The organism is Ensifer sp. CCNWLY38 (genome assembly GCF_037120565.1).
Classification (GTDB): domain Bacteria; phylum Pseudomonadota; class Alphaproteobacteria; order Rhizobiales; family Rhizobiaceae; genus Ensifer; species Ensifer adhaerens_H.
The window spans coordinates 26,114-47,882 of the sequence record NZ_JBBBBO010000020.1 but is presented as its reverse complement, the minus strand read 5'-3'; the positions used below and the strand labels follow the sequence as shown (position 1 = coordinate 47,882).

Annotated in this window: 15 protein-coding genes; 9 read left to right on the top strand and 6 right to left on the bottom strand. The window is 61.3% G+C overall.

All coding sequences use genetic code 11. The features are described 5' to 3' along the window. Window positions 1-10: 10 nt before the first annotated feature. From V7S54_RS30635 to V7S54_RS30610, 6 genes are all read right to left on the bottom strand, one after another. Window positions 11-1,183, bottom strand: coding sequence for a polysaccharide pyruvyl transferase family protein (locus V7S54_RS30635; RefSeq protein WP_058329273.1), 1,173 nt, complete (start codon window positions 1,181-1,183; stop codon window positions 11-13). Window positions 1,184-1,327: 144 nt separating this feature from the next. After that, window positions 1,328-2,506 carry a polysaccharide pyruvyl transferase family protein gene (locus V7S54_RS30630; protein ID WP_336409718.1) on the bottom strand — a complete coding sequence of 393 codons (1,179 nt, stop codon included), beginning with the start codon at window positions 2,504-2,506 and terminating at the stop codon, window positions 1,328-1,330. A 38-nt stretch (window positions 2,507-2,544) separates the two neighbouring features. Then, a complete protein-coding gene (locus V7S54_RS30625; RefSeq protein WP_336409719.1) occupies window positions 2,545-5,226 on the bottom strand; it encodes a glycosyltransferase in 2,682 nt (893 codons plus the stop codon). Further along, on the bottom strand, window positions 5,213-6,685 hold the full coding sequence (locus V7S54_RS30620; RefSeq protein WP_336409720.1) for a DUF6212 domain-containing protein: 1,473 nt from the start codon (window positions 6,683-6,685) through the stop codon (window positions 5,213-5,215). Before V7S54_RS30620 ends, V7S54_RS30625 begins: the two co-directional genes overlap by 14 nt. Window positions 6,686-6,860: 175 nt before the next feature. Then, window positions 6,861-8,114, bottom strand: coding sequence for a glycosyltransferase family 4 protein (locus V7S54_RS30615; RefSeq protein WP_336409721.1), 1,254 nt, complete (start codon window positions 8,112-8,114; stop codon window positions 6,861-6,863). A 45-nt stretch (window positions 8,115-8,159) separates the two neighbouring features. After that, on the bottom strand, window positions 8,160-8,732 hold the full coding sequence (locus V7S54_RS30610; RefSeq protein WP_065372874.1) for a MarR family transcriptional regulator: 573 nt from the start codon (window positions 8,730-8,732) through the stop codon (window positions 8,160-8,162). Between the two features lie 232 nt (window positions 8,733-8,964). On the opposite strand from V7S54_RS30610, the gene V7S54_RS30605 reads away from it, so the two are divergent. From V7S54_RS30605 to V7S54_RS30565, 9 genes are all read left to right on the top strand, one after another. Beyond that, window positions 8,965-10,710 carry a type I secretion system permease/ATPase gene (locus V7S54_RS30605; RefSeq protein WP_336409722.1) on the top strand — a complete coding sequence of 582 codons (1,746 nt, stop codon included), beginning with the start codon at window positions 8,965-8,967 and terminating at the stop codon, window positions 10,708-10,710. Beyond that, complete coding sequence (locus tag V7S54_RS30600; RefSeq protein WP_336409723.1) at window positions 10,707-12,125, top strand: HlyD family type I secretion periplasmic adaptor subunit; 1,419 nt, start codon at window positions 10,707-10,709, stop codon at window positions 12,123-12,125. Before V7S54_RS30605 ends, V7S54_RS30600 begins: the two co-directional genes overlap by 4 nt. A gap of 291 nt (window positions 12,126-12,416) precedes the next feature. After that, window positions 12,417-13,076, top strand: coding sequence for a calcium-binding protein (locus tag V7S54_RS30595; protein WP_065372876.1), 660 nt, complete (start codon window positions 12,417-12,419; stop codon window positions 13,074-13,076). 67 nt (window positions 13,077-13,143) lie between these two features. Then, window positions 13,144-15,396, top strand: coding sequence for a glycosyltransferase family 2 protein (locus V7S54_RS30590; RefSeq protein WP_336409724.1), 2,253 nt, complete (start codon window positions 13,144-13,146; stop codon window positions 15,394-15,396). Continuing rightward, window positions 15,393-16,238, top strand: coding sequence for a class I SAM-dependent methyltransferase (locus tag V7S54_RS30585; protein ID WP_336409725.1), 846 nt, complete (start codon window positions 15,393-15,395; stop codon window positions 16,236-16,238). Before V7S54_RS30590 ends, V7S54_RS30585 begins: the two co-directional genes overlap by 4 nt. Next, complete coding sequence (locus V7S54_RS30580) at window positions 16,235-17,497, top strand: glycosyltransferase family 4 protein (RefSeq protein ID WP_336409726.1); 1,263 nt, start codon at window positions 16,235-16,237, stop codon at window positions 17,495-17,497. Before V7S54_RS30585 ends, V7S54_RS30580 begins: the two co-directional genes overlap by 4 nt. A 10-nt stretch (window positions 17,498-17,507) precedes the next feature. Further along, complete coding sequence (locus tag V7S54_RS30575) at window positions 17,508-18,239, top strand: hypothetical protein (RefSeq protein WP_336409727.1); 732 nt, start codon at window positions 17,508-17,510, stop codon at window positions 18,237-18,239. A gap of 10 nt (window positions 18,240-18,249) precedes the next feature. Next, a complete protein-coding gene (locus V7S54_RS30570) occupies window positions 18,250-20,466 on the top strand; it encodes a hypothetical protein (RefSeq protein WP_336409728.1) in 2,217 nt (738 codons plus the stop codon). Beyond that, the gene (locus V7S54_RS30565; RefSeq protein WP_336409729.1) at window positions 20,463-21,764 is read left to right on the top strand and encodes a glycosyltransferase family 4 protein; all 1,302 of its coding nucleotides are present in this window, start codon (window positions 20,463-20,465) and stop codon (window positions 21,762-21,764) included. The genes V7S54_RS30570 and V7S54_RS30565 overlap by 4 nt, the downstream gene beginning before the upstream one ends. Window positions 21,765-21,769: the final 5 nt, after the last annotated feature.

Sequence of the window (21,769 nt, the reverse complement as noted above, 5' to 3'; positions counted from 1 at the left end):
CAAGAGGCGATTAGATCCCAACCTGTTTGAGCGCACTTTGGAAGTTCGCCTCGCAAGCCGAATACCGCTCGGTGACGGCCTGTGCATCGATCTTGGACAGGAAGTTGGCGAGATGGGCGCGCTTGTCGCTTTCGCGGTTCCACACGCCCGCCTCGATATAGGGGAAGCCGATGAATTCGAGCATCTCCCGCATGCGGTCGTCGACGGCGATCATGAGCGACGGCGTACCCGCCTGCATGCCGATGACGCAGCCATGGAACCGCCGGCCGATGCAGAGATCTCTCGACGACGACCAGGCGCGCCACTGGTTGGTGTCGAAAAACACCATGAGCTCGTTCTCTCTCTGCCACTTCTCCTGATGCTTGTACTCGGTCTTGCCGGTGATGCGTCCGCTCGACCGGTCGTAGACCGGGGCGTTGTCGTCGACCGGAAGCGTAAGGTTATAGGCAACCACCTCGTCCTGGATGACGTAGCTTGCGACGCTATCGGGCTTCAGCAGCGCATGGGCATCGACGATCGTGTCGGCGACGCTGCCGAGATAACCACCGAGCGCGAGCTTCTGGGCCGATGCCAGGTCCGCATTGGCAAGAGACGTCAGCGAACGTCGCATCTCGTTCGGCGCGAAGAAGAGCGAAGGGCAGCCGGTCGGCTTGACGAACTTCATGCCCTCGGCCCTGAGGAACTCCGCGGTGAAATAGCCCCGGGTCAGGAAGAAGCTCTCCTTCTGCTTCAGCACCTCGAGGAACCGTAATGTGCCGGCCGGCAGGTTCTCCTTCAGCCCCTCCCGCTTCTGGATGCCGATGCCCATCACCAGCACGGGCATCTTCAGTTTCTCGAAGACATCGGCTTCGAGATCGGCTGAATATCCCGGACGCAACAGGTTCGCCGAGGCGAACACGCACATGTCGAATTCCTTGTTCAGGGCATCATAGACATCGTTGGCGCCGCGGCTGTTGACCAGATGCCAGAAGGGCACGTAGGTCACGTCGTGTCCGCGCAAGGCGTACGCTGCGCCCTCGCCGATCAGGTAGTTACCGGTGTTGGCGATCTTTTTGACCTGATCGATCAGTTCCTTCTTGCTTCGGATATCGTCGAAGTAAGGCTTGTGAAGGACCGTCGCACCGGAAACACGCGAGACGGTACGCTGGAGATATGAGGGGATTCCGGTGAGCAGGATACGCATCGATACACCTGAGTTATGGGCTGACCCACAGTTGACGTGGAGCGGGATGAGGAAACGTGTGCGCAGTCTTCCTCATCCCGCCCGAACATTATGAAATCGATCGCATTCGTGCCTCGGGCAGAACGCACCCGAGGCGTCAGCGATTTATTGGCCGATGCCGATTTCGCGCAGCGCCGTGCGGAAATTGCGTTCGCGATCGGAGTAGCGGTCGACGAGTTCGGATACGTTCAGCCCGGCCAGATGGCTGGCGACGAATTCCGCGCGGTTTTCGGCTTTTTCGAGTTCCTGCACCTCGACCGACGGCAGGCCGGTAAAGCCCAGCATTTCGCGCATCCGGTCGTCAACTGCCACCATCAGGCTCGGCACACCCGCCTGCATGGCGATGATCGAGCCGTGGAACCGCCGGCCGAAGTTGAAGTCCATATGCGAGGCCCAGGCGCGCCACTGATTGGTATCGAAGAAGGTGCGCAAGTCGAACGGCACCTTCAGACGATCCGTACCCGGATAGGCGATATCGCCGAGCATCTTTCCGGAGCAGGAGTCAAAAACTCTGCCATCGGCATCCGGCTCGACCTTCATGTCGAAGTGCAGGAACTCATCCTGGATAACATATTGCGGCTTGGCTCCCTCGGGGTTCAGCGCGATGGCATCGACGATGCAATCGTGATTGGCGCCGAGATAACCCGAAAAGATCGTCTTTGCCTGGCCGATCTTGACGCTTGGCAGCTTCTTCATCGATGCGCGCATGTTGTTCGGCGCGAAGTAGACCGAGGGGCAGCCGGTCGGTCGAACGTATTTGAAGCCCTGGTCCTTCAGATAGCCAGCCGTCTCATAGCCGCGGGTCAGGAAATAGTGTTCGCGGTCCTTGAGCACGTCGAGCAGCCGCTTCGTTCCTTCCGGCAGGCCGGTTTCCAGATCCTTGCGGTTCTGATGGCCGATGCCGAGCATGACGATCGGCATCTTGAGCTTGCTCAGCACATCGGCTTCGGCATCCGCCGACAGTCCCTTGCGCAGGAGATTTGCGCAGGTGAAGACGCAGATGTCGAAGTTGTTGTTGAACTCGTCGAAGCCGCTGCCGTTCTTGTGGGCGTTGTAAAGATGCCAGAACGGGATTTGCTTGGCATGCGGCGCAATGGCGCGCAGAGCTCCCTCACCGATCAGATAGTTGCCGGTGTTGCTGATGTTGCGAAGCTCCTGAAGAAACTCGTCCTTCGATTCGGGCTGTTTCTGCCGTTCCGAATAGGAAACCGACAGGCCATTCGCGCCATTGGCGAGGCGCGTGTAATGGCCAGGAATGCCCGTCAGGAGGATTCTTGGACGCATGCGTAAGTCCCTTCTAGTTAAAAAGTCGCCCGGCGCGCTCAAACTGCTGCTGCAACGCCGGTATTGGATGTCTCACGCGCACGGATAACCTTGGCGCGCGAAAGAGATGAATTGTTCACGGAACCGTCACACCAGCCAAGGAACTCCGCGAAAGAGTTTGGCCAGGCACGGCGCGCCGCCGTTCTGAGGCAGCCTTCCATGATGGGCGCGAGCAGGTTGCGGTCATGAGCAACCTCGGTGATCGCCTTCACCATGTCTCGCACCACTTGCGGATCGGAGGGAGCGTCGATCAGGATGCCGTCCTCACGATCAACGATCAGCTCGTCCACTGCGCCGACGGCAGTCGCGATCGGGACGCAGCCAAGCTGCTGCGCTTCAGCGATCATCAAGGGCGCACCTTCCCAGCGCGACGGCATGACCAGCACGTCGGCCCAGCCGAGCGCCTTGATCAGATCCCGGCTGGCAAAGACGGGCGGGCGCACATCGACGCCAAGCTCCTTGAGGCGGTCCGTCCAGGAGAAGCTGGCGTCGGCCAGGATCTCGCCGCCGATCGCCCGAGCGTCGAACGGCACATGTGCCGCGCGCAGCTCCGAAATCGTCGCGGCGAGCCGGTCGATGCCCTTCTGCTGGTCGAGGCGGCCCATGTAGAGAAGCCTCAACCGATCGTCCTTGCGTTCGATCCGCCGTACCTGCAGCACCTCCGCAAGCACCTTGGGCGGGACTGAGAAGCTCGCACCGTTCGGAACCGCGAAGATCTTCTCAAGCGGTACGCCGAAGCTGTGCAGATAGAATTTGAGCTGTTCCGAGCAGGTCAGGAAGGCGTCGTAGCAATGCTCGTGCGCGATCGCTGCGAAAGGCTGGCCGGCCGGGCGCTTGAACGGCGTGTTGTCGACGACATGCAGATAGCAGGCCGTGCGCGTGCCTTCGGAACGCAATCGGGCGATCAGCGGGTGCACCGCCATGACGTGGTTGTTGATGACGAGATCGAAGCCCGAAAGCTGGCCCTTCAACGCGCCCCAGTCGACCTCATGATGTTCGGCGATGAAGTCGTGTCCCAGGAACGAGCCGGAGCCGCCCCAGGCCGGAATGCCCTGATCCCAGAAATGAACGTAATCGAAGCTTGCATCGAATTCGTCGATCACGTCCATTCGGCTGGTGCCAAGCACGAACAGGTGCGTCTCATAGCCGGCGGCGCGCAATTCGCGGGACGCAGCGTAGATCACCTTCTCGGCGCCACCGAAGGAGGCGTTCGGCACGAGCAGCGCGGCCGTTTTCTTTCCGGCCTCGCTGTGTCCGAGCGGCAGCACCGGCGAACCGCCGATTTCCGTGCGCAAGGCTTTATGCAGATCGGAATAGGGCATGAGCCTCGGCGGGCGCCAGGTCCAGCGGCGTCCGGCGGTGCGGCGCAGCGGGCTCGTGGCGATCGCGTTGACGCAGTTGATCATCACCTGTTGCGGTGTGATGAGCGTCCGGCGGGGCAGAGCTCTCGGGAACGGGAACCGCACATTGAGGACCGCCGATGTCGGCCAGACCTGCTGGCTGCCGATCGAGGCGAACCAGTCGAGCGCGTTGTTGCGGATGACATCGCGCAAAAGCGCCGTCGAAATAAAGATGAGATCCGGCTGGCCGAGGTGCTCGGATCCGGCATCGAGGAACGTCGGCTCGATCTTGCGCTGCGTGGCGTCGTTGCCGAGGTGGACGAACACGACATTCGCCTTCTCGCTCAGCCGCTCCAGGTGGCAAAGCACGTTCGGCAACATGCGCGAGCGCAAGAGGAGATCGATCGTCGCCCCGCTGCCGGCCATCACGAATGGCGGAAAGTGCACGTTGTCCGGCTCGCCGGTATTTGCCCAGAAGGCCGGGATGATATCGTCGAGACGCAGCCGCTTCGGCTGCTTGGTCGGGTCGGTGAAGAACGAGATCGCCGCGTCTTCGGTGCGTGCGAAGAGATAGCGGGGGCACTCCTCGTGTTCAAAGTCGACCAGCATCGGCCGCTGGAACAGGGCTCTGTGGCGCTTCCTGAGGAAGCTTACGGACGTCGCACGGTCGCGGTTGGCTTCCTTGAACCGGCTTTCCGCCCGCAGGCGGTATTCGAAGGTCGTCTCGTGGCAAGGCGTGCCGACGAAACCGTGTTCCACGCAGGAAAGCCAGAATTCCCAATCCTCGAAACCGTTCTGACGGTCGTCGTTGAAACGAACGCCCTCCCGGAAGACATCGATGGAGATCATCGAGCCCGTGTCGCAGATGTTGTCGGTGATGCAGTGAACGAGCCTGGAATAGTGGTTGCCGTAGTGCGCCCGCCAGCTCACCGAGAAGGTGTCGATGTTGGTGTAGACCCAGCCCGCGCCGCTCTCACGCAGTTGGCGGTAAAGGGTTTCGATCGTGCCCGGCAGAACGCGATTGTCGGCGTCGAGAAAATAGACGGCCTTCGCTTCAGACAGGTTTTCGAGCACATAGTCGATGGCGCGGTTGCGCGCGCCGCCCGGCCCCGCATTGCGGCCGAAGACCACGTGGATGTCGGGATAAGCAGCAGAGAACAGCAGCAATTGATCGAAGGTTTCGTGCCGTGGGTCACCATCGACCGAGACGACAATGGCGATCCGGCAATCTGAAAGCGCCGAAGCCAATGCGGACTCGATTGCCTCGAGTGCTAGCGCCGCGTGCCCGTAGAGCGGCATGGCAATCGCGATCAGGTCGCGTGGATCGCTATTGCTTGACATGAGACGCACCACCCGACTGCTTTACCATCCGGAAGCCCGACACCTTGAGCCAGGAAAAGTCGACGGAGTCGGTGACCGCACGGCTGAGGATCATCAGATCCATGGGATGGCGCACCGGCTCGTCCAATTGGAAATTGATATTGATCGGCTGCTGGTTCGTGACCTCGCGCCAGCCACTGAAAAAGGCCGAAGGCTTGACCGAGCCCTTGCGGGCGAGTTCGGCAACTTCCGAACGCGCGTTCGAAGTCGCTGGCGCGAGCAGGAAGCTGACGGCAGCGGGCGCCCCCTTCGGATGATCGACGATGGCGCTTGCGGAGAATGAAATGGTTCCGGGCTCGACCGCCCGACCGATGGCGCCGGCCGACACGCCGCTCGGCAGCGGGTGGCAGACCACTGCGTGTTCGTGCTCGAGGTAGCGCACGGTCTGGAACTCCGGAACCACCGGCGTGACCGACACGTCGACGATCTGACTCAAGAGATCCACCGACAGCCGGTAATCCTCGATGAAGTGACCGTCGAGCAGCGCCGTTGGCGCGATCATGTTGGGCATGCGTGTCGGCTTGACGCCGGGAAGGCCCGTATAGATGCGGAACGCGAGCGGACGCAGATCGAGGTCGGCGTGACGCGTTTCGGAGCGTGCGGTGTAATGCTCGCTGGCAATGGGGTAACCGAGCGAAAGACCGATGGTTTCCGAGCCCGTCGTTGACACCCTCAACCGCAACGTTCTTGCGCCGCCTCCGCATGTGCGCGGCAAGGCGAAGAAGTTCCACGTAGGCACCAGCTGTGAAAACGGCACGGACCATTCGGCCACGCCTTCGCCGCTTTCGACATAACTCAGGACGACGACCAGTTCGCCACCGTCTCTCGGAACGGAATTGAAATGAAGCGCGATGCCTGCAACGCCGTGGCTTGAAACCGGCAGGAGTTGCTCGACGAAAGCATTGGCAATTAGATGGCCGATGCCTTCGTCCTTGGGATCGACATAGGGATCGTGCGCAAAGACCTCGGTGACCGGCTCCCAATTGCGCGCCTGGAAGGCGTCTTCGAGCGCACGATAATTTTCGAGCAGCGTTTCGCGCTCCCGGCGCAACAGCGCGAGCTCCGAAGTGATCGCACTCGAAAACCGCGCAAGACGCCCGACACCACCATCGACCAGCGCCTGAATGATTACGGCACTTTCTGCCGCCGTGTGCGCACTCAGCCGCTTGACCGGGAATTCCGGTACGGTGCCAAGCGCACGCAAGGACACGAGCCGTTCCGCAAGGTCCTCCTCCCCCTCTTTTGAGAAGGCAAGCCCGATCAGCGGGAATACGTTTTCGAGAGTGGTTTGGGCCCGATCGCCCTTGGGAAGGAAATGAACCAGGTGCTCGATGCCGCTACCTTCGACACTCGCCCTGTCATGATCAGATGCCACCACCAGCTTTCGCTTCGCTTGCGAATACCTCACGCCAGAAGACATCAACTCTTGCACGCGCCACCTTCAAATATGAACAAGTTCCCTCTGAAGTTGAATTCGCCGAAACGAAATACATCGGCGAATTCAAGCTCATACGAAAAGCATATCAAGGTTATTTGCACTGCACAATAAGTGATATTTGTGTTTTTCGTGAAATAATACTTCAGATTTTGAAGTATTATTTGGATGAAACCAGTGCGATATTAGAGGTAGAAGCACTGTTTGTTGCCTTGTCCAGCAACATCATCTGCCGCGCGATGCAATCACCCAGCCGGAACCGCTGCTCGATCGTCCGGCGCGCGGCCGCACGCATGTCCGTATACTTTTCCGGATGACGCAACGCTTCGGAGAGAGCGCCCGCGAGCGCGTCCGTATCAAAGAATGGCACAAGCACGCCGTTGCGACCGGAACTCACGACTTCCTGCATCGGGGCGGTATCCGACCCGATGACGAGTGCGCCGCAGGCCATGGCCTCCAGCACCGACCAGGAAAGCACGAAGGGATAGGTCAGGTAGATATGCGCCGCCGAGATCTGGAAGAGCTGTCGCAACACGGCATGCGGCACGACGCCCGGAAACAGGAACCTGTCCGCCGGCACATCCAGGGACTGAAGCAGGTGATCCCTCCAGGAGCCTCCGCCTGGCGGCGGAGCGCCGTAGCTGACGCCATCACCCCCGACGAACACGAAGAGCGCATTGGGATGTTCCCGCGCGACTTTCGCCGCCGCCGCAAGCGCCTGTGGAAAGCCGCGATAGGGCTCAAGATCGCGGGCGACGAAAGTGACGATCGGCGGATCGCCGGCCTTCAGCACCCGCCCATCGGGAAGCTTGAGTGAGGCCGACGCATCCGGACGGAAGACGCGCGTATCGACGCCCTCATGGCAAACGGCGATGCGTCCGCGGTGCTCCGTCGGATAGAGGCTCCTTTGCCAATGGGTCGGACTGATGCCGCCATCGATTGCCTCCAGCGACAGAAGCTGCGCCATGTTGCGCAGACGCAGCCGCTTTCGCGTGTCCGAATCGGGTTGGTCGTCAGGGGCAAAACCGATGTCCGCCCCTTCTGCGCGATAGAAGAATTCGCAATAGCCGAGCGCTGGAACGTTCGGCAGCACGTCCTTGACGAACATCATGCTGCCCCAGCCCGTGTGCCCGACAATGACATCGGGCACCTGGCCCTGCTTCGCCATCGCCTCGAAGGTCTCTGCGACCCGGTGACCTATGCGGACGTGATGGTCTGGGACGCCCAAATGCCTTGCCATTTGCGCATTGGCCTGCGGTCCCGGCTCCGTCCTGTGGCGGACGACCCGCGTGGACGGAATCCGTTGATCGACGGCTTCCGTCACGAGGGTTACTTCATTTCCCGTCTGCGCCAAATGGGCCGCGAGAGCGGCGAATTGGCAGAAGCCGCGCCGGTGTACAAATGCTACGTGCATGTTCCTAGCCTTTTACCGATGAAAGGACAGCGTTCGCGCCGCGGCTCAGATGCCGTAGCGCGTCGCATTCCCCCAAACCAGCTCAAGCCGGTGTAGCGTTTGAAATGCGGTTTCGAGATTGCGCCGGTCCTGCTCGCCGTGGCTGAGCACCCGTTCATAGGCACCGGCAGCTTTCCTGAGCGAATCGCAGAGCAGCCTGCCCTTTTCCGAAAGCCGAATGCGAGCCGAGCGCCGGTCGCGCTGCGATGCAGCCCGGTCGATATATTCCCCATCGCCCAGTTGCTTCAGATAGTAGGACACATTGGAACCGACATAATGGCCGCGATCCAAAAGCTCGGCCACGGACACCTCGGCATCGCCGATCGCGAGCAGGACCATGGCTTGCGCCGGGCCAATGTCGTCGACGCCAAGCTTTGTCAATTCGGCGCGCAACAGGCCGGTAAACCGCCTGCTGGCTCGCTCCATCATCCGCGCCAGCTCGAAATACGAGACCACGGAGGCTTCGCTCTCCTGGCCAATATCTTCGTGTTCAGCGGCACCACCAACTGCGTCATCCCCGGGGCGGATGGCAACAGCGCCGCCGAAATCTGCGAACGGATAGAGAATCTTTTGATTCATCCCTCTCTCCAACTAAGCATTACTACGATATTCAAAAATTACTTCAAATTTTGAAGCAATTTTTCGCCCCCTTTACTCCCCCCGAATATGATTATCTTGAGCATTCCACCATTATTGTGTCACACTTATCACGGCAACACTGTGATTTAAGTGATAACAAACAAAATAGCTTCCTCAAGACCCCAACGAACTTATCCAGAAATTCGCCACGCGTGACAGCAAACGAGGCAATATGATTAGCAAGAACCAAATTGGGCCAAAGACGGCGCAAAATGGAGCAAACGATCCACGGCTGCTTATTTTGAAGGCACGCCGCGTGTTCGTTTTGGCACTTATTTATGCAGCGCTGCTGAGCGCTTGCATCGGCATCTTGCAGCTCTCCACGCCGCTTTACATGATGCAGGTCCACGACCGCGTCCTGAACAGCCAGAGCATGGACACGCTTACCATGCTGACGATTCTGGTGATCGGCGCGCTCATTGTCTATGGCGTGCTCGAATACATCCGGGCGCTGACGTTCCAGGCGATGGGAAGCTCGGTCGTGCGCTGGCTGAACCTGCCAGTGCTGACCGCGGCAGTGCAGGCGGCGGCCGATCAAGGGCTGACTCGCGCGACCCAGTCGCTACGAGACCTGGCTGAGTTGCGCAGCTTTCTCACGACCTCCGCCGTCAGTGCACCGCTCGATGCCGCTTGGTCACCAATCTTCCTCGGCGTGCTCTTCGCGCTGCACCCGATGTTCGGCCTTCTTGGCGCCATTTCCATTGCCCTGCTCGTGTGTTGTGGATTGCTGACTGATTTGCTGACTCGCCGGCTGATGAAAGAGGCCAATCAAGCCAATATCGAGGCCGTCTCGAAAATTGGTGCGAGCTTGCGCCATGCCGAGGCCATCGAGGCGATGGGAATGCTCCCCGCACTCGCCCGCCGCTGGCGTGCGGCGCAGATGCATGCGTTGGATGCGCTTGAAGTCAGCGGCAGCCGAAGCAAGGCGATGGCCTCCATCACTCGCACGATACGCTTCATGATCCAGTCGGCGGCGCTTGCTACCGGCGCGATCCTCGTGATGAAGCAGGAGATCTCTCCCGGCGCGATGATGGCGACAACGATTCTGGTTGGCCGCCTTCTCGCCCCATTTGATTCGATGATCGAGAACTGGCGCCAATGGGTGCTGGCCATCGCCAGTTGGCGACGGATCGAGGCGGCACTCAAGGAAGATCTCGCCGTGCGCCAGACGATGCCGCAGCCGCGCACGCAAGGCGATCTCGTCGTCGACAAGCTGGTCTATGCCGCTCCCGGTCTCGATGTGCCGATCATCAAGGGCATCGGATTTTCGCTTTCGCCGGGCGAGGTGCTCGGCATCGTCGGGCCGTCGGCTGCGGGAAAGTCGACGCTTGCCCGCCTTCTTGTCGGCATTTTGAAGCCGACCACCGGCGGCGTCTTCCTCGACGGCAACAACGTTTATCTCTGGGAGCGCGCTTCGTTCGGGCAGATGACCGGCTACCTGCCGCAATCGGTCTCGCTGCTCGAGGGTACCATCCGCGATAACATTTCGCGCATGGAGGAAGGTGAGCCTCAAAAGGTGCTCGACGCCGCCCGCCTTGCCGACGTGCACGACATGATCGGCCGGTTGCCACTCGGCTACGACACGCCCGTCGGTGATGGCCATTTGACGCTTTCCGGTGGCCAGCGGCAACGCATCGCGCTTGCCCGCTGCCTCTATGACCGCCCCCGCCTGATCGTCCTCGACGAGCCAAACGCCAACCTCGACGCGATCGGCGAGCGGGCACTGATCCGTGCGATCGAGCGCGCCCGCAACGACGGCGCGATCGTCATCATGATCGCCCACCGGCCAACCATCATGCAGGCGGCAGACAAGTTGCTCGTCCTCGAAAACGGCCGAATCACCCAGTTCGGACCGCGCACCGACGTGGTCGCATCCATGACCCCGGGCGAACCGAGACGGGAAGGCGTTTCCGCATGACAAGAAAACCCAATCTACCGATCGCGCGGGATGCAAAGAACGCGGTGACAACGCGTGGCGGGGAGAACCTGCCTGCCATCGTCGACCGGCCTCATCCGCTGCATGGGCTGGACTCCGATGCCGAAGGCAGCGCCTCCGCCCCGCTGCGCGGCGTGGTCCTTGCCGGTCTCACGACCATCCTCGTCGCCTTTGGCGGCTTTTTCGGCTGGGCCTTCTCGACGGAGCTCAGCAGCGCCTCGGTCGCAAGCGGCACGATCGTGGTCGATTCGAAACGCAAGACCGTCAGCCACTTCGAGGGGGGCATTCTCAAGCGCCTGCTCGTCCAGGAGGGGGATCGTGTTGCGGCCGGGCAACCACTCGTCAAGCTCGAGGATACCCGCGCCCGCTCCGACCTGCAGGCGCTGCAAAGCCGTCGCCTCGGTCTGATTGCGAAGCTTGCCCGCCTGAGGGCGGAACAGTCGGATTCACAAGAAATCACGTTCCCCGATGATCTGAAGGGCGCGCCGGATCCGGCAGCCGATGATGCGGTGAAAGCCGAAACGAACTTTTTCGAGCGCCGGCGCGAAGCAAAAGCCGGTCGCCTTGATGTTCAGGGCAAGACCATCGAAGAATTTTCGGAGAAAGCCAAATCGCTCACCGAGCAGATCCGCGCGACCGATCGGCAGGTCGAGCTGATTACAGAACAGCGGACTGCGATCGCCACTCTCGTCGCGAAGGAGTTCGCGCAGCGCTCCAAACTTATCGAGATCGACGCCAAGCTCAGCGAGCTTGCAGCGACCCGCGGGGAGCTCGCCGGTAACAAGGCGCAGGCAGAAAAGGCCGAGGCCGGTGCGGAATTGGGCCTGACGGGTATCGAGAATGAGTTTCAATCGGAGATCGCCGGTGAAATCACCACGGCCCGCCTTGAGCTTTCCGATGTCGAAGAACGATTGGTGTCCGCCAAGGATGTCCTAAACCGACTGGATATCCGCTCACCACAGGCCGGCACCGTCACCAACATTCAGTTGCGCACAGCAGGCAGCGCCGTCTCGGCGGGGCAACCGCTTCTCGATATCGTGCCCGAGGACGAGCCACTGCTCGTAGAAATGCATGTCGGCACCCGTGACATCGACAGCATCGAAATCGGCTCAAAGACGCAGATCAGGCTGACGGCCTACAACCAACGCACGCACCTGCCACTTGACGGCGAGATCAACTATGTGGCGGCGGACCAGTCGGTCGATGAGAAATCGAATGTCTCCTACTACGTGGCGCGTGCCCGCATTGCGGCTTCGTCGCTCAGTGCCAACCCCGACATTCGCCTCTATCCCGGCATGCCTGCCGAGGTCCTGATCGTCCACAAGCCACGCTCGGCGATTGACTACATGGTCTCACCGATTGCGGACAGCCTTAACCGCGCCTTCCGCGAAGACTGAATTAGAACTTAACCACCATACGGAGCCGGCGAAATTCAATTTCGCCGGCAATTTATTTCTAAATTTGAATTGAATTCCAAGTAATAACAAAGATACTTACCCCTTATATCCTAGGGATAATCATCAAAACGACACACAATATACATCTGAGGTAGCAGATAACAGCACAGTACATCTGTATTTATTTTGTTTTTGCTGTTGCCATATGTTTTTTTGCAGTGCAATGTCCCGGCGCTCATCCAAGGTTTGAGGCCAGAGATGGGCGTAAGCAACAACTAAGAGGAGTAGCATATGGCCACGTTGGAAGGCGGCGCGTATGATGACGCCCTTTTTGGCTCACGCTTCGACGACTTCATCCACGCTCGCGCTGGAGATGACTTCGTGAACGGAGGCAATGGCGACGACACCATCTTCGGTGACGAAGGTGATGATCTGCTGTTCGGCGGCAACGGAAACGATGCCCTGTTTGGCGGCTGGGGCGACGACCTCATCCATGGCGACAACGGGAACGACGTCCTGTTTGGCGGCCAGGGTGATGACTTGCTTTACGGCGACAAGGGGAATGATATCCTCATTGGCGGCGGCGGCAGCGACCTGCTCATGGGCGGCAAGGGTAGCGACATCCTGTTCGGTGGCGCAGACAATGACGTCATCAACGGTGGTGCCGGCGACGATGTCATGAGCGGTGGCGCTGGCAGCGATGTCTTCGTCTTCGACGGCGGTGGCGGCAACGACGTCATCCTCGACTTCACGCCCGGCGAAGACCTGCTGCAGATTTCGAAGGACATCAACGGCCTCGACATCTCTTCTCCGGAAGATCTGGCATCGCGCGTCACCCAGGTTGGCGGCAACGTCGTGATCGACTTCGGCCATGGCGACACGCTGACGCTTGTCAATGCCGATGCCGACGACATCCAGGCAAACCCGAACCACTACTTCACGATCCATTGAGATTGACCGGCGCGCCCCACTTCCTCCCGGTGGGGCGCCCTCCCTTTTCGTCCTTCAGGAGTAGCGCGTGACGGCAGACGACCGTATCAGAAGCCTCAGCCACGAGTTCGCAAGTGCTGTGGCATTCAGGCTCAGCCTTGATGTTGCTGTGCTGATCTGGGACGCACCCGCAGACCTGCCGACGAAAACCAAATACGCGCTTTCTGCATCGCGATCCCTCGTTCCTCTTGTCAGCATGACTCTCCCGCGCGCCGACGGCGGGCAACGCGTCTTCTGGGCAATGCGGCCCGGAAACGAGCGCGAGCTTGCTGAAATCGCCGTCGATCACGATGTCCTTCAGACCGTCGTCCTCGAACCGGCTGGACGGCTTCCGTTCCTCGATATGGCGGCGCAGTTCGCCAGCCTCATGCCGGAGGGGCGCTTCAAGTTTCTCAACACCCTGCTCACCGTCTGGCGGAGCGCATTCCGGCTTTCCCGCGACGAGTTTTTTACCGGTCTGGTCGACGACGCAATCCATGCCCTGAACCTTGGCCAGCGCCCCGTGACGATCGCGTGCCGGCTTGCCCATGGCCGATACCTTGCGGAAACGACCGTCAGCGCCGAGTTTGGCGAGATCAGTGCGATCTATGCGCTGAGCGCCGACGCGGTCCTGCCGTTGCCGCAGCAGTTTGCCATCACCGGTCGGGCGGAGCGCGGCTGGCGCCGTTGCCACTTCGTGCTCGAAACGCCACGCGCGCCGCAGGCGCTCTCTCTCATGATCATGGGCAAGCGTGGCGTTGCCATCCGCGAGGTCACCCATCGCGGCTCGCGCTACCCGAGCATCCAGGAATGGTGGCCCGAACACGGCGCCGCTCCGAGCCTCAGGGAATTCGTCGTCCGTTGCCTCTCTGCGATCCCTGAAAGCGGGACGGCGCTCGCAACCGACCTGCAGCTTCGTTCGCCCTTGCCGGCACGCCAGGCCGGAAAATCCCCACTCCACCCCGGTGCAGAGATCGATCTGGCGCTCGCGCTCCCCGATGGGCTACTGGTCGGCGGCTGGACCCGTGACCCGTCCGGCGTGCTTGCGGGCATTGACTATCTTCAGGAAGACGGCACCGCCCTGCCGCTTGACGGCAACTGGTACGAATTTCCCGGCTGGGCCCGTGGCGCGGAAGAAGGCTCGAAGACTGATGTGACAGGCTTCGTCAGCTGGTTGCCGATGCGCGAACCGCTCGGCGCTCTTCTGCAGCCCCGTTTCCAGATGCGGCTTGCCTCCGGCGCCGTCAAACCGCTCGTGCCGAAGCCGCAGCCCTTCGATCCCGCGACACAACGCAACCGCATTTTGCGGGCCGTTCCGCCACAGCACGCCATCGATGCGGCGTTCCGCACGATCCTCGCGCCCGCGCTTAAGGACGTGGAGCAAAGACTGGGAAAGACGATCAGGGTCGATCAGACGAAGGACTTCGGTCCTATGCTGGAGGCGCCTCTGGTCTCTATCGTCGTACCGCTCTACCGCGTTCTCGACTTCCTGCGCTTCCAGCTCTCGGGCCTCGCCACCGACCCCTTTGTCGCCGCCAACGCCGAGATCATCTATGTGCTGGATTCTCCTGAAATCCACGACGAGACTGAGCACCTGCTCGGCGGCTTTCACCTGCTGCACGGGCTTTCGATGAAGCTCGTGGTGATGAACCGCAACGGTGGCTATGCCCGTGCATGCAATGCAGGCGCGCGCTATGCCCGCGGTTCCGTCGTCGTCATGCTCAACTCGGATGTCGTGCCCTGCGGGCCGGGGTGGCTGGAGACGCTTGCACTCCCCGTGCTCAGAGAGAAGTCGGTCGGCGCGATCGGCCCGAAGCTTCTCTTCGAGGACGGTTCACTGCAACATGCGGGTCTCTACTTCGCCCGCAACAAGCAGGACATCTGGCTGAACCATCATTTCTACAAGGGCATGCCCGGCGCCTACGCGCCCGCGCAAAAAGCGCGCGTCGTGCCTGGCGTCACCGGTGCCTGCCAGGTGATGCGCCGGGAAGTATGGGAACTCGTCGGCGGCTATGCCGAGGACTTCGTGATCGGCGACTACGAAGACAGCGATCTCTGCCTCAAGATCAGGCAGGCCGGCTTCGACATCGTCTATGAGCCAGCTGCCTGCCTTTACCATCTGGAGCGGCGGTCGATCAGCCGCAGCCAGGATTACACGCGCGGTGTTGCGAGCCAGTACAATGCATGGCTGCACACCGAACGCTGGAACGACGACATCAGCGCGCTGATGCCAGCCTATCTCGGCGCCGAAGAGGCGGCAGCGCCGAGCGGTCACAAGACTGCCGCCAGGAGCGCCGCATGAACCAACCCGCACTTCGCCACGCAGATAGCCTGCAAACGGCCTGGCAGCCGAACGAGGACCGCATCGACGGGATGCTTCAAACGGTTCTCAACAATCGTTTCCTGCCACAGCCCGACAGCAACAGCGTGTTCGTCGGAGACGGCAACTACCGGGCGGTTGGCGCCGAGTTTCTCGGCCATTTCATCCGCATGGGCGGATTGCAGCCGGAAAGCAGCGTGCTCGACATCGGTAGCGGCATCGGCCGGATGGCAGTTCCGCTCACACAGTATCTCGACGCCGATCGCGCCCGCTACGTCGGCGTCGATCCGGTCGAAGGCGGTGTCGCCTGGTGCCGCAAGTCCGTGACGCCCGCCTACCCAAACTTCACTTTCGAGCATGTGGACATTGCCCATGAGCTCTACAATCCCATGGGCAAGATCAACGGCAAGGCGCTGAAGCTCCCCTATCCGGATCAAACGTTCGATTTCGCGATCATGACGTCGATCGTCACGCATCTCCCGCCAGATGAAGTGCTTGTCTATTTCAGCGAGATCAGCCGGATGCTGAAGCCCGGTGGCCGGCTTTTCGTGACGGCGTTCGTGGTCGATCGCGTGGCGGCGAAGAATGAAAACGGCAGGCGGGATCCGCGCCTTGGCTTCAATCGCAGCGGCGATGGTCCCTGCTGGTTCGTGCCGGGCCTACCGCCCCTTGCCGCTGTCGGTTTCGATGACGGCTTTCTCGATCGGGCGCTCGAACGGGCGGGCTTTTCAACCATCCTGAAATCACTCGGCCATTGGCGCGGGCAGGATGCCGGTCACTACCAGGATGTCTTCGTTGCCGAACGCCGGGGTGCAAACGGATGAAGAAGCGAATTCTGGTTGCGGCGCACAATCATCCGGCGCTCCATCCGGGCGGTACAGAGATTTTCGCGCACGACCTCTTCCGCGCCTATCAGCGCGCCGGCCATGAGGTACTCTTCCTTGGCGCTACCAACCAGACCCATCGGCAGGTGCGCCCAGGCACGAGCTTTCAGGCGATTGGCTCTGAGGGCGACGAGGTGCTGTTGTGGTCCGGTCATTTCGACCGTTTCTTCATGAGCCAGATCGACCTCTATGGCGTCGTTCCTGATCTGACTGAGCTCTTGCGCGATTTTCAGCCGGACGTGGTCCACATTCATCACCTGCTGCTGCTCGGCGCCGAGTTTCCGCACATCGTACGCCGAACCTTGCCCGAGTGTCGCATCGTCATGACGCTGCACGACTACTATCCGCTTTGCCACCATGACGGGCTGATGGTGCGAACCAGCGGCAAGGAGCTTTGCCACAAGTCGACGCCCGACCGCTGTCACGCCTGTTTCAAGGATATTCCGCTCGACCGCTTCGTGCTTCGCGAGCAGCATCTTAAAGCCCTGCTGCGCACGGTGGATCGCTTCGTATCGCCGAGCCAATTCCTGAGACAACGATACATCGACTGGGGCCTCGACGGGGAACAGATCGATGTCATCGCCAATGGCTTGCCACGACGAGACGTTCCGGCGCGGAAGGACCGACAGGAAAACGACCGGCCGATCTTTGGTTATTTCGGCAACCTCAATCCCTGGAAGGGCACCACCGTCCTGCTCGAGGCCGCGCGACAACTGATCGACGAGGGCCTGCGCTTCGAGCTCAGGGTACATGGCGGCGCGCCGTTCCAAAGCGATAGTTTCAAGGATGAGATCGCCCGCCTGTTCAAGAAGACCGCCCCCACCGTCCAGCAGCGCGGAGCCTACCGCCGCGACGACATTGCCGAACTCATAGCTGCGGTCGATTGCACCATCGTGCCGTCGATCTGGTGGGAGAATGCGCCGCTCGTCATTGGCGAGGCGCAATCCCAGCGCAAGCCCGTGATCGCGAGCAATATCGGCGGCATGGCCGAAATGGTTCAGGACGGCGTGAGCGGCCTGACCGTTACGCCCAACGACCCGCGGGCGCTTGCCGCCGCCATGCGCAGCATCGCTGAAAACCCGGATCTCAGGCGTCGCCTTTCGGCGAACGCCCGCAAACCTGATGATATCGACGCCACTGCCCGCCGCTATCTCACGCTCATCGACACGATAGAGCCGGCACGAACCGCCGCGGCCTAGAGGAAACACCATGTCTGTAGCAGCCGATAAGCCGGATGTCGCACCGGAACAAAACAATGCAAAACCCCTCAAGGGTCGGGTGGACGCGATCGACCAGGGCCGCGTTTTCGGCTGGGCATTCGACCCAGAGACGCCGGAGAAACGGCTCGCCATTCGCGTGCTCCTGGATGGCAAGGTGATCGCCGAGGCACTCGCCGACCGCAACCGATCCGATCTCAAGCGAAACGGGATCGGCGACGGCAACCACGCATTCGAAATCGCATTGCCTGACATGGCCAGTGCCCGTACCGGCGAACTGGTTGTCATGGCCTCGACGGAAAAAGGTGGAGACCTGCCGCTTCGCGTTCCGAAGCCCGACGAACAGGCTGCCGAGGCCCTGATCGCCGCTCCGCTGGCAAAAGTGCTCGACAAGCTTGATGTGCTGATGGCGGCACAGCGTCAACTCCAGGTCTCGCAACGCTCGGCCATCCGGCAAAAAGTCGATGACGGCGAGGAAGGCGAAGCGGCCGGACTTGCAGCAGTCAGTGACGACGTCGCGAGCCTGCGCACAGAAATCACCCAACGATTGACCGATCTCGATGTGCACCTGATGCGTCTCGATGGGGTTGTGGCGGGCATGGAAAAGAGCCTCAATGCCTTGAAGCAACGCTCGAACGGAGACTTGAAGCCGGCATTTCTGCTTCTTTTTGTACTTGCGGGCTTTACCGCAGGTGCGATCCTGACGCTTCTCCTGCGGACCTGAGGGGCGCCTCATGCCCAATCAGGAGCTTTCCCTTTCGCCGAGCCCGGCACCGCTTGCCCGGGTCATGCGCAGCGGACGGGTCGTGGTGTGCCCAATCGACGAGGCGCTGCTGCTGGTGATCGGCGCTGGCGGCCCGTTGGCCGATCAGCTGCCGGTAGAGATCGACGAAGACCCCGAGTCCCAGGCGATCGCCTCCATTATCGGCTGGCGGCTTTCCGCGCCACAGGCATCCGCCACCCATGGTTTCGCCGCGCTTATCCCTGTCGACCGCACCCGTGGCATGCCGGCAACGCTGCGCTTCGGAAAAGAAGGCGGCAAGCGCTACATCGTTGCGCCCCGCACCGTGTCGACAGGTGAGGTCGCCGCGATGCTGAAGGAGCTCGCCGGCGCGCAGGTCGTACACGTGCTTGGCCGCCTGGTGGACGTGTTGATGAAGCCGCCGCTCGATCCGCGGAAGCTGACGGCAATCACGGCCTTGCTCAAGGCGGGAACGGCGAAGGACGGCTACATCGAGCTGCTCGGTGAAAGCCACGATGATGCGATCGCACTCAAGGGCTGGGCGCATGATATTGCGGCCGGCGTTAGCCGGATCATCATCCGGGGCGAAAACACATCGGACGCCGAGTGCAGCATCGCGGTTTTCCCACGCAACGACGCACCGGAAGATGCGGTCGGCTTTCTAGGCCTCCTGTCGGCAGATGATCTGCCGCGGGCGCGTGACATCCAGGGCATTTTCTATCGCGGGCGTGGCGCCTGGCGCTATGCGGCGGTCCACGAGCGCAAGTTCGTTGCAGGCCCCCTTGAAACGCCGGCTCATATTCGCGCGATGCTGCTCCAAAGCCAGAGCTCGCCGCAGGTGCTGTTGCGCCTGCGCGAGGCGGCCAACGGCTTTGACGGTACAGAAACGATCTCAAGTCTCCCCGTTCCGGTCCGGCTCGGTGTCGACGCACTCTATCAGGGCGATGAAGGTGCCTTCCTGATCTCGGGCTGGATGCTTGATCCGGACGCTCATGTGCAAAGCGTTCGGCTGCGTCGGGGGCGCACCGAAGCGCGTCTTGATGGCGCCTGGACCCGCACCGAGCGGCTGGACGTGGAAGATGCCTTCGTGGACCGGCCGGAATTCAAGGGCGCGATATCCGGACATCGCCGGTCGCACGGTTTCATCGCTTTCGCGGATGGCCTCGTCGGCGATCCGGCAGCACCCCTTCACCTCGAAATCACCCTTCGCGATTCTCGCCGCGCCTATATGCCGCTTCACCCGACACGGCTGTCGGCAAGGCATTCGGCGCTGCGGCTGCTCAACGCGATCGATCCGACCAGTTGGGCCTTGCCCGATATCGTCGATCGACAGATCGTTCCGTTCATCACTGCGGCTCGCACTGATGCTCCGACCATCGAGACCGTCATAGACATTGGCCGCTTCGGTGAGGCTGTGGGGGCAGCAATCCTTGTCGCCGTGGGAGAGGCCGAGGAGGATTTTGCCGCCCTGTTGGGGCTTCTGGCGCTCGATCCGCATACGCGGCAGGCCCCGATCGTGCTCGTCCTGCAATCGGAGCAGTTTCGCCGGAGCGCCACCCGTATCCGGCGACTTGCGGAATTCTATCGCTTGCCGCTGCGCCTTTTGTCCGTCGAAGGTTCAGGCGATGCCAGCGACCTGGCCCGGACTGCGGCGCAGGCCATCGACAATGAAACCGTCATCCTGCTGTCTGCGTCTCTGACGCCCGCCAATCCCGGTTGGTACCAGACGCTTGTTGCGAACTATGAGACCAGGAGCGGAAGCATCATTTCGCCGACCCTTGCCTATGAGGATCATTCGATCCGTTGGGCCGGCAGTTCGTCACTCGATCGCGCGGATCATCTGCAGTCGAGCCGGTATGCCGGTTATCCGGTCGGCGCTGTGAACCGCCTGAAGCTGACGCGGGTTGCGACCGCGTCGCTCGAATGCTGCATCATGCCCCGCAACGCGCTTCTCGACGATACCGGCCCTTCGCCGGCCTATCTCGGTGCGTCTCTCAATGGGCTGGATCTTGCCTTGAGGCTGAGCCGCAGGGGCTACGAATCCTATTGGCTGCCCGCCTTACAGATGCTCGGGTCGGATGAGGCGTCCGGCGCCGTATCGGCAGCGACGGCCAGATACGTGGAGCGTGTCGATCAGACGCTGTTTCGTGGCCGCTGGATGCAGACCGTCGAGCCAGACACCACGACCCACAATGAGGTTTCGGCATGAGTGACAAACTCCGCGTGCTGGTCGTCTCGCACGGCCACCCGACCCATTCATTGGGCGGCGCCGAGATCGCCTCCCATGGCTTGCACAAGGCATTGAACGGCCTGCCGGGGATTGAATCGATCTACCTCGCCCGCGTCGGCAATCCCGTGCCGCGCCACGGCGCGTCGGCGCTGATGAGCCTTCGCCTGGCGATGGACGAGGTGCTCTACCATGCCGAGGACTTTGATCATTTCTTCCTGTCCAACGGCGATACCGACGCGATCCGTCGCGACCTCTTGCGCTTTGTGGGAGACATCAAGCCGGACATCGTCCACTTCCACCATATCATCGGCTTCGGACTGGAAGCGCTCTATGCGGTGCGCGACGCTCTGCCGAAAGCGCGCATCGTCGTGACCTTCCACGAGTACCTGCCGATCTGTCACAACCACGGACAAATGGTGAAGCGGCCCTCGGGCCAGCTTTGCAATGGCGCATCGCCGATCAGTTGCCACACGTGTTTCCCCGAAATTCCGGTATCACGCTTCGTACGGCGTGAGCAGTTCGTGCGGGGCATGCTGAACCTTGCCGACGCCTTCATCGCCCCAAGTGCTTTTCTCGCCAATCGCTATGTCGAGTGGGGCATCGCTGCCGAGAAGATATTCGTGATCGAAAACGGCATCGTCCTGGGTGAAAAGACGCCGGCGCGTGAATTGCCGGCGCCGACGGCACGTCGCAATCGTTTTGCCTATTTCGGGCAGATGACCCCGTTCAAGGGCGTTCACGTGCTGATCGACGCTGTATCGCGCGTGCCCGACGAGATCTGGGGTGACGATTCCACCTTGATGATCTTCGGCGGAAACCTCGAGCGTCAGCCGACCGAGTATCAGGACCGCGTGGCGAAACTGATCGAAGATGCCGGCCGGCGCGTCCGCTTTTACGGCTCCTACCAAAACCAGGACATGCCAAGGCTGATGCGCTCGGTCGACTGGGTGGTGATGCCTTCGGTCTGGTGGGAGAATTCTCCGATCGTCATCCAGGAAGCCCTGCACCATGGCAGGCCGATCATATGCTCCGACATCGGCGGCATGGCCGAGAAGGTTCGCGACCGCCTCGACGGCTATCATTTCCGTGCCGGCAGCGCGCAAGACCTTGCGGATCGGCTTATCGACGTGCTGAGCACGCCACGGTCATGGGACAACCTCAGGGCAACCCTCAGGCGCCCGATGAGCCATGTCGACTGCGGCCGCGAACATGTCGCGCTCTATCGGAAATTGCTCAAGGAGGAGCAGCCGGTTCACCCGAGCGCCGCTGTGGCCTGAATCGA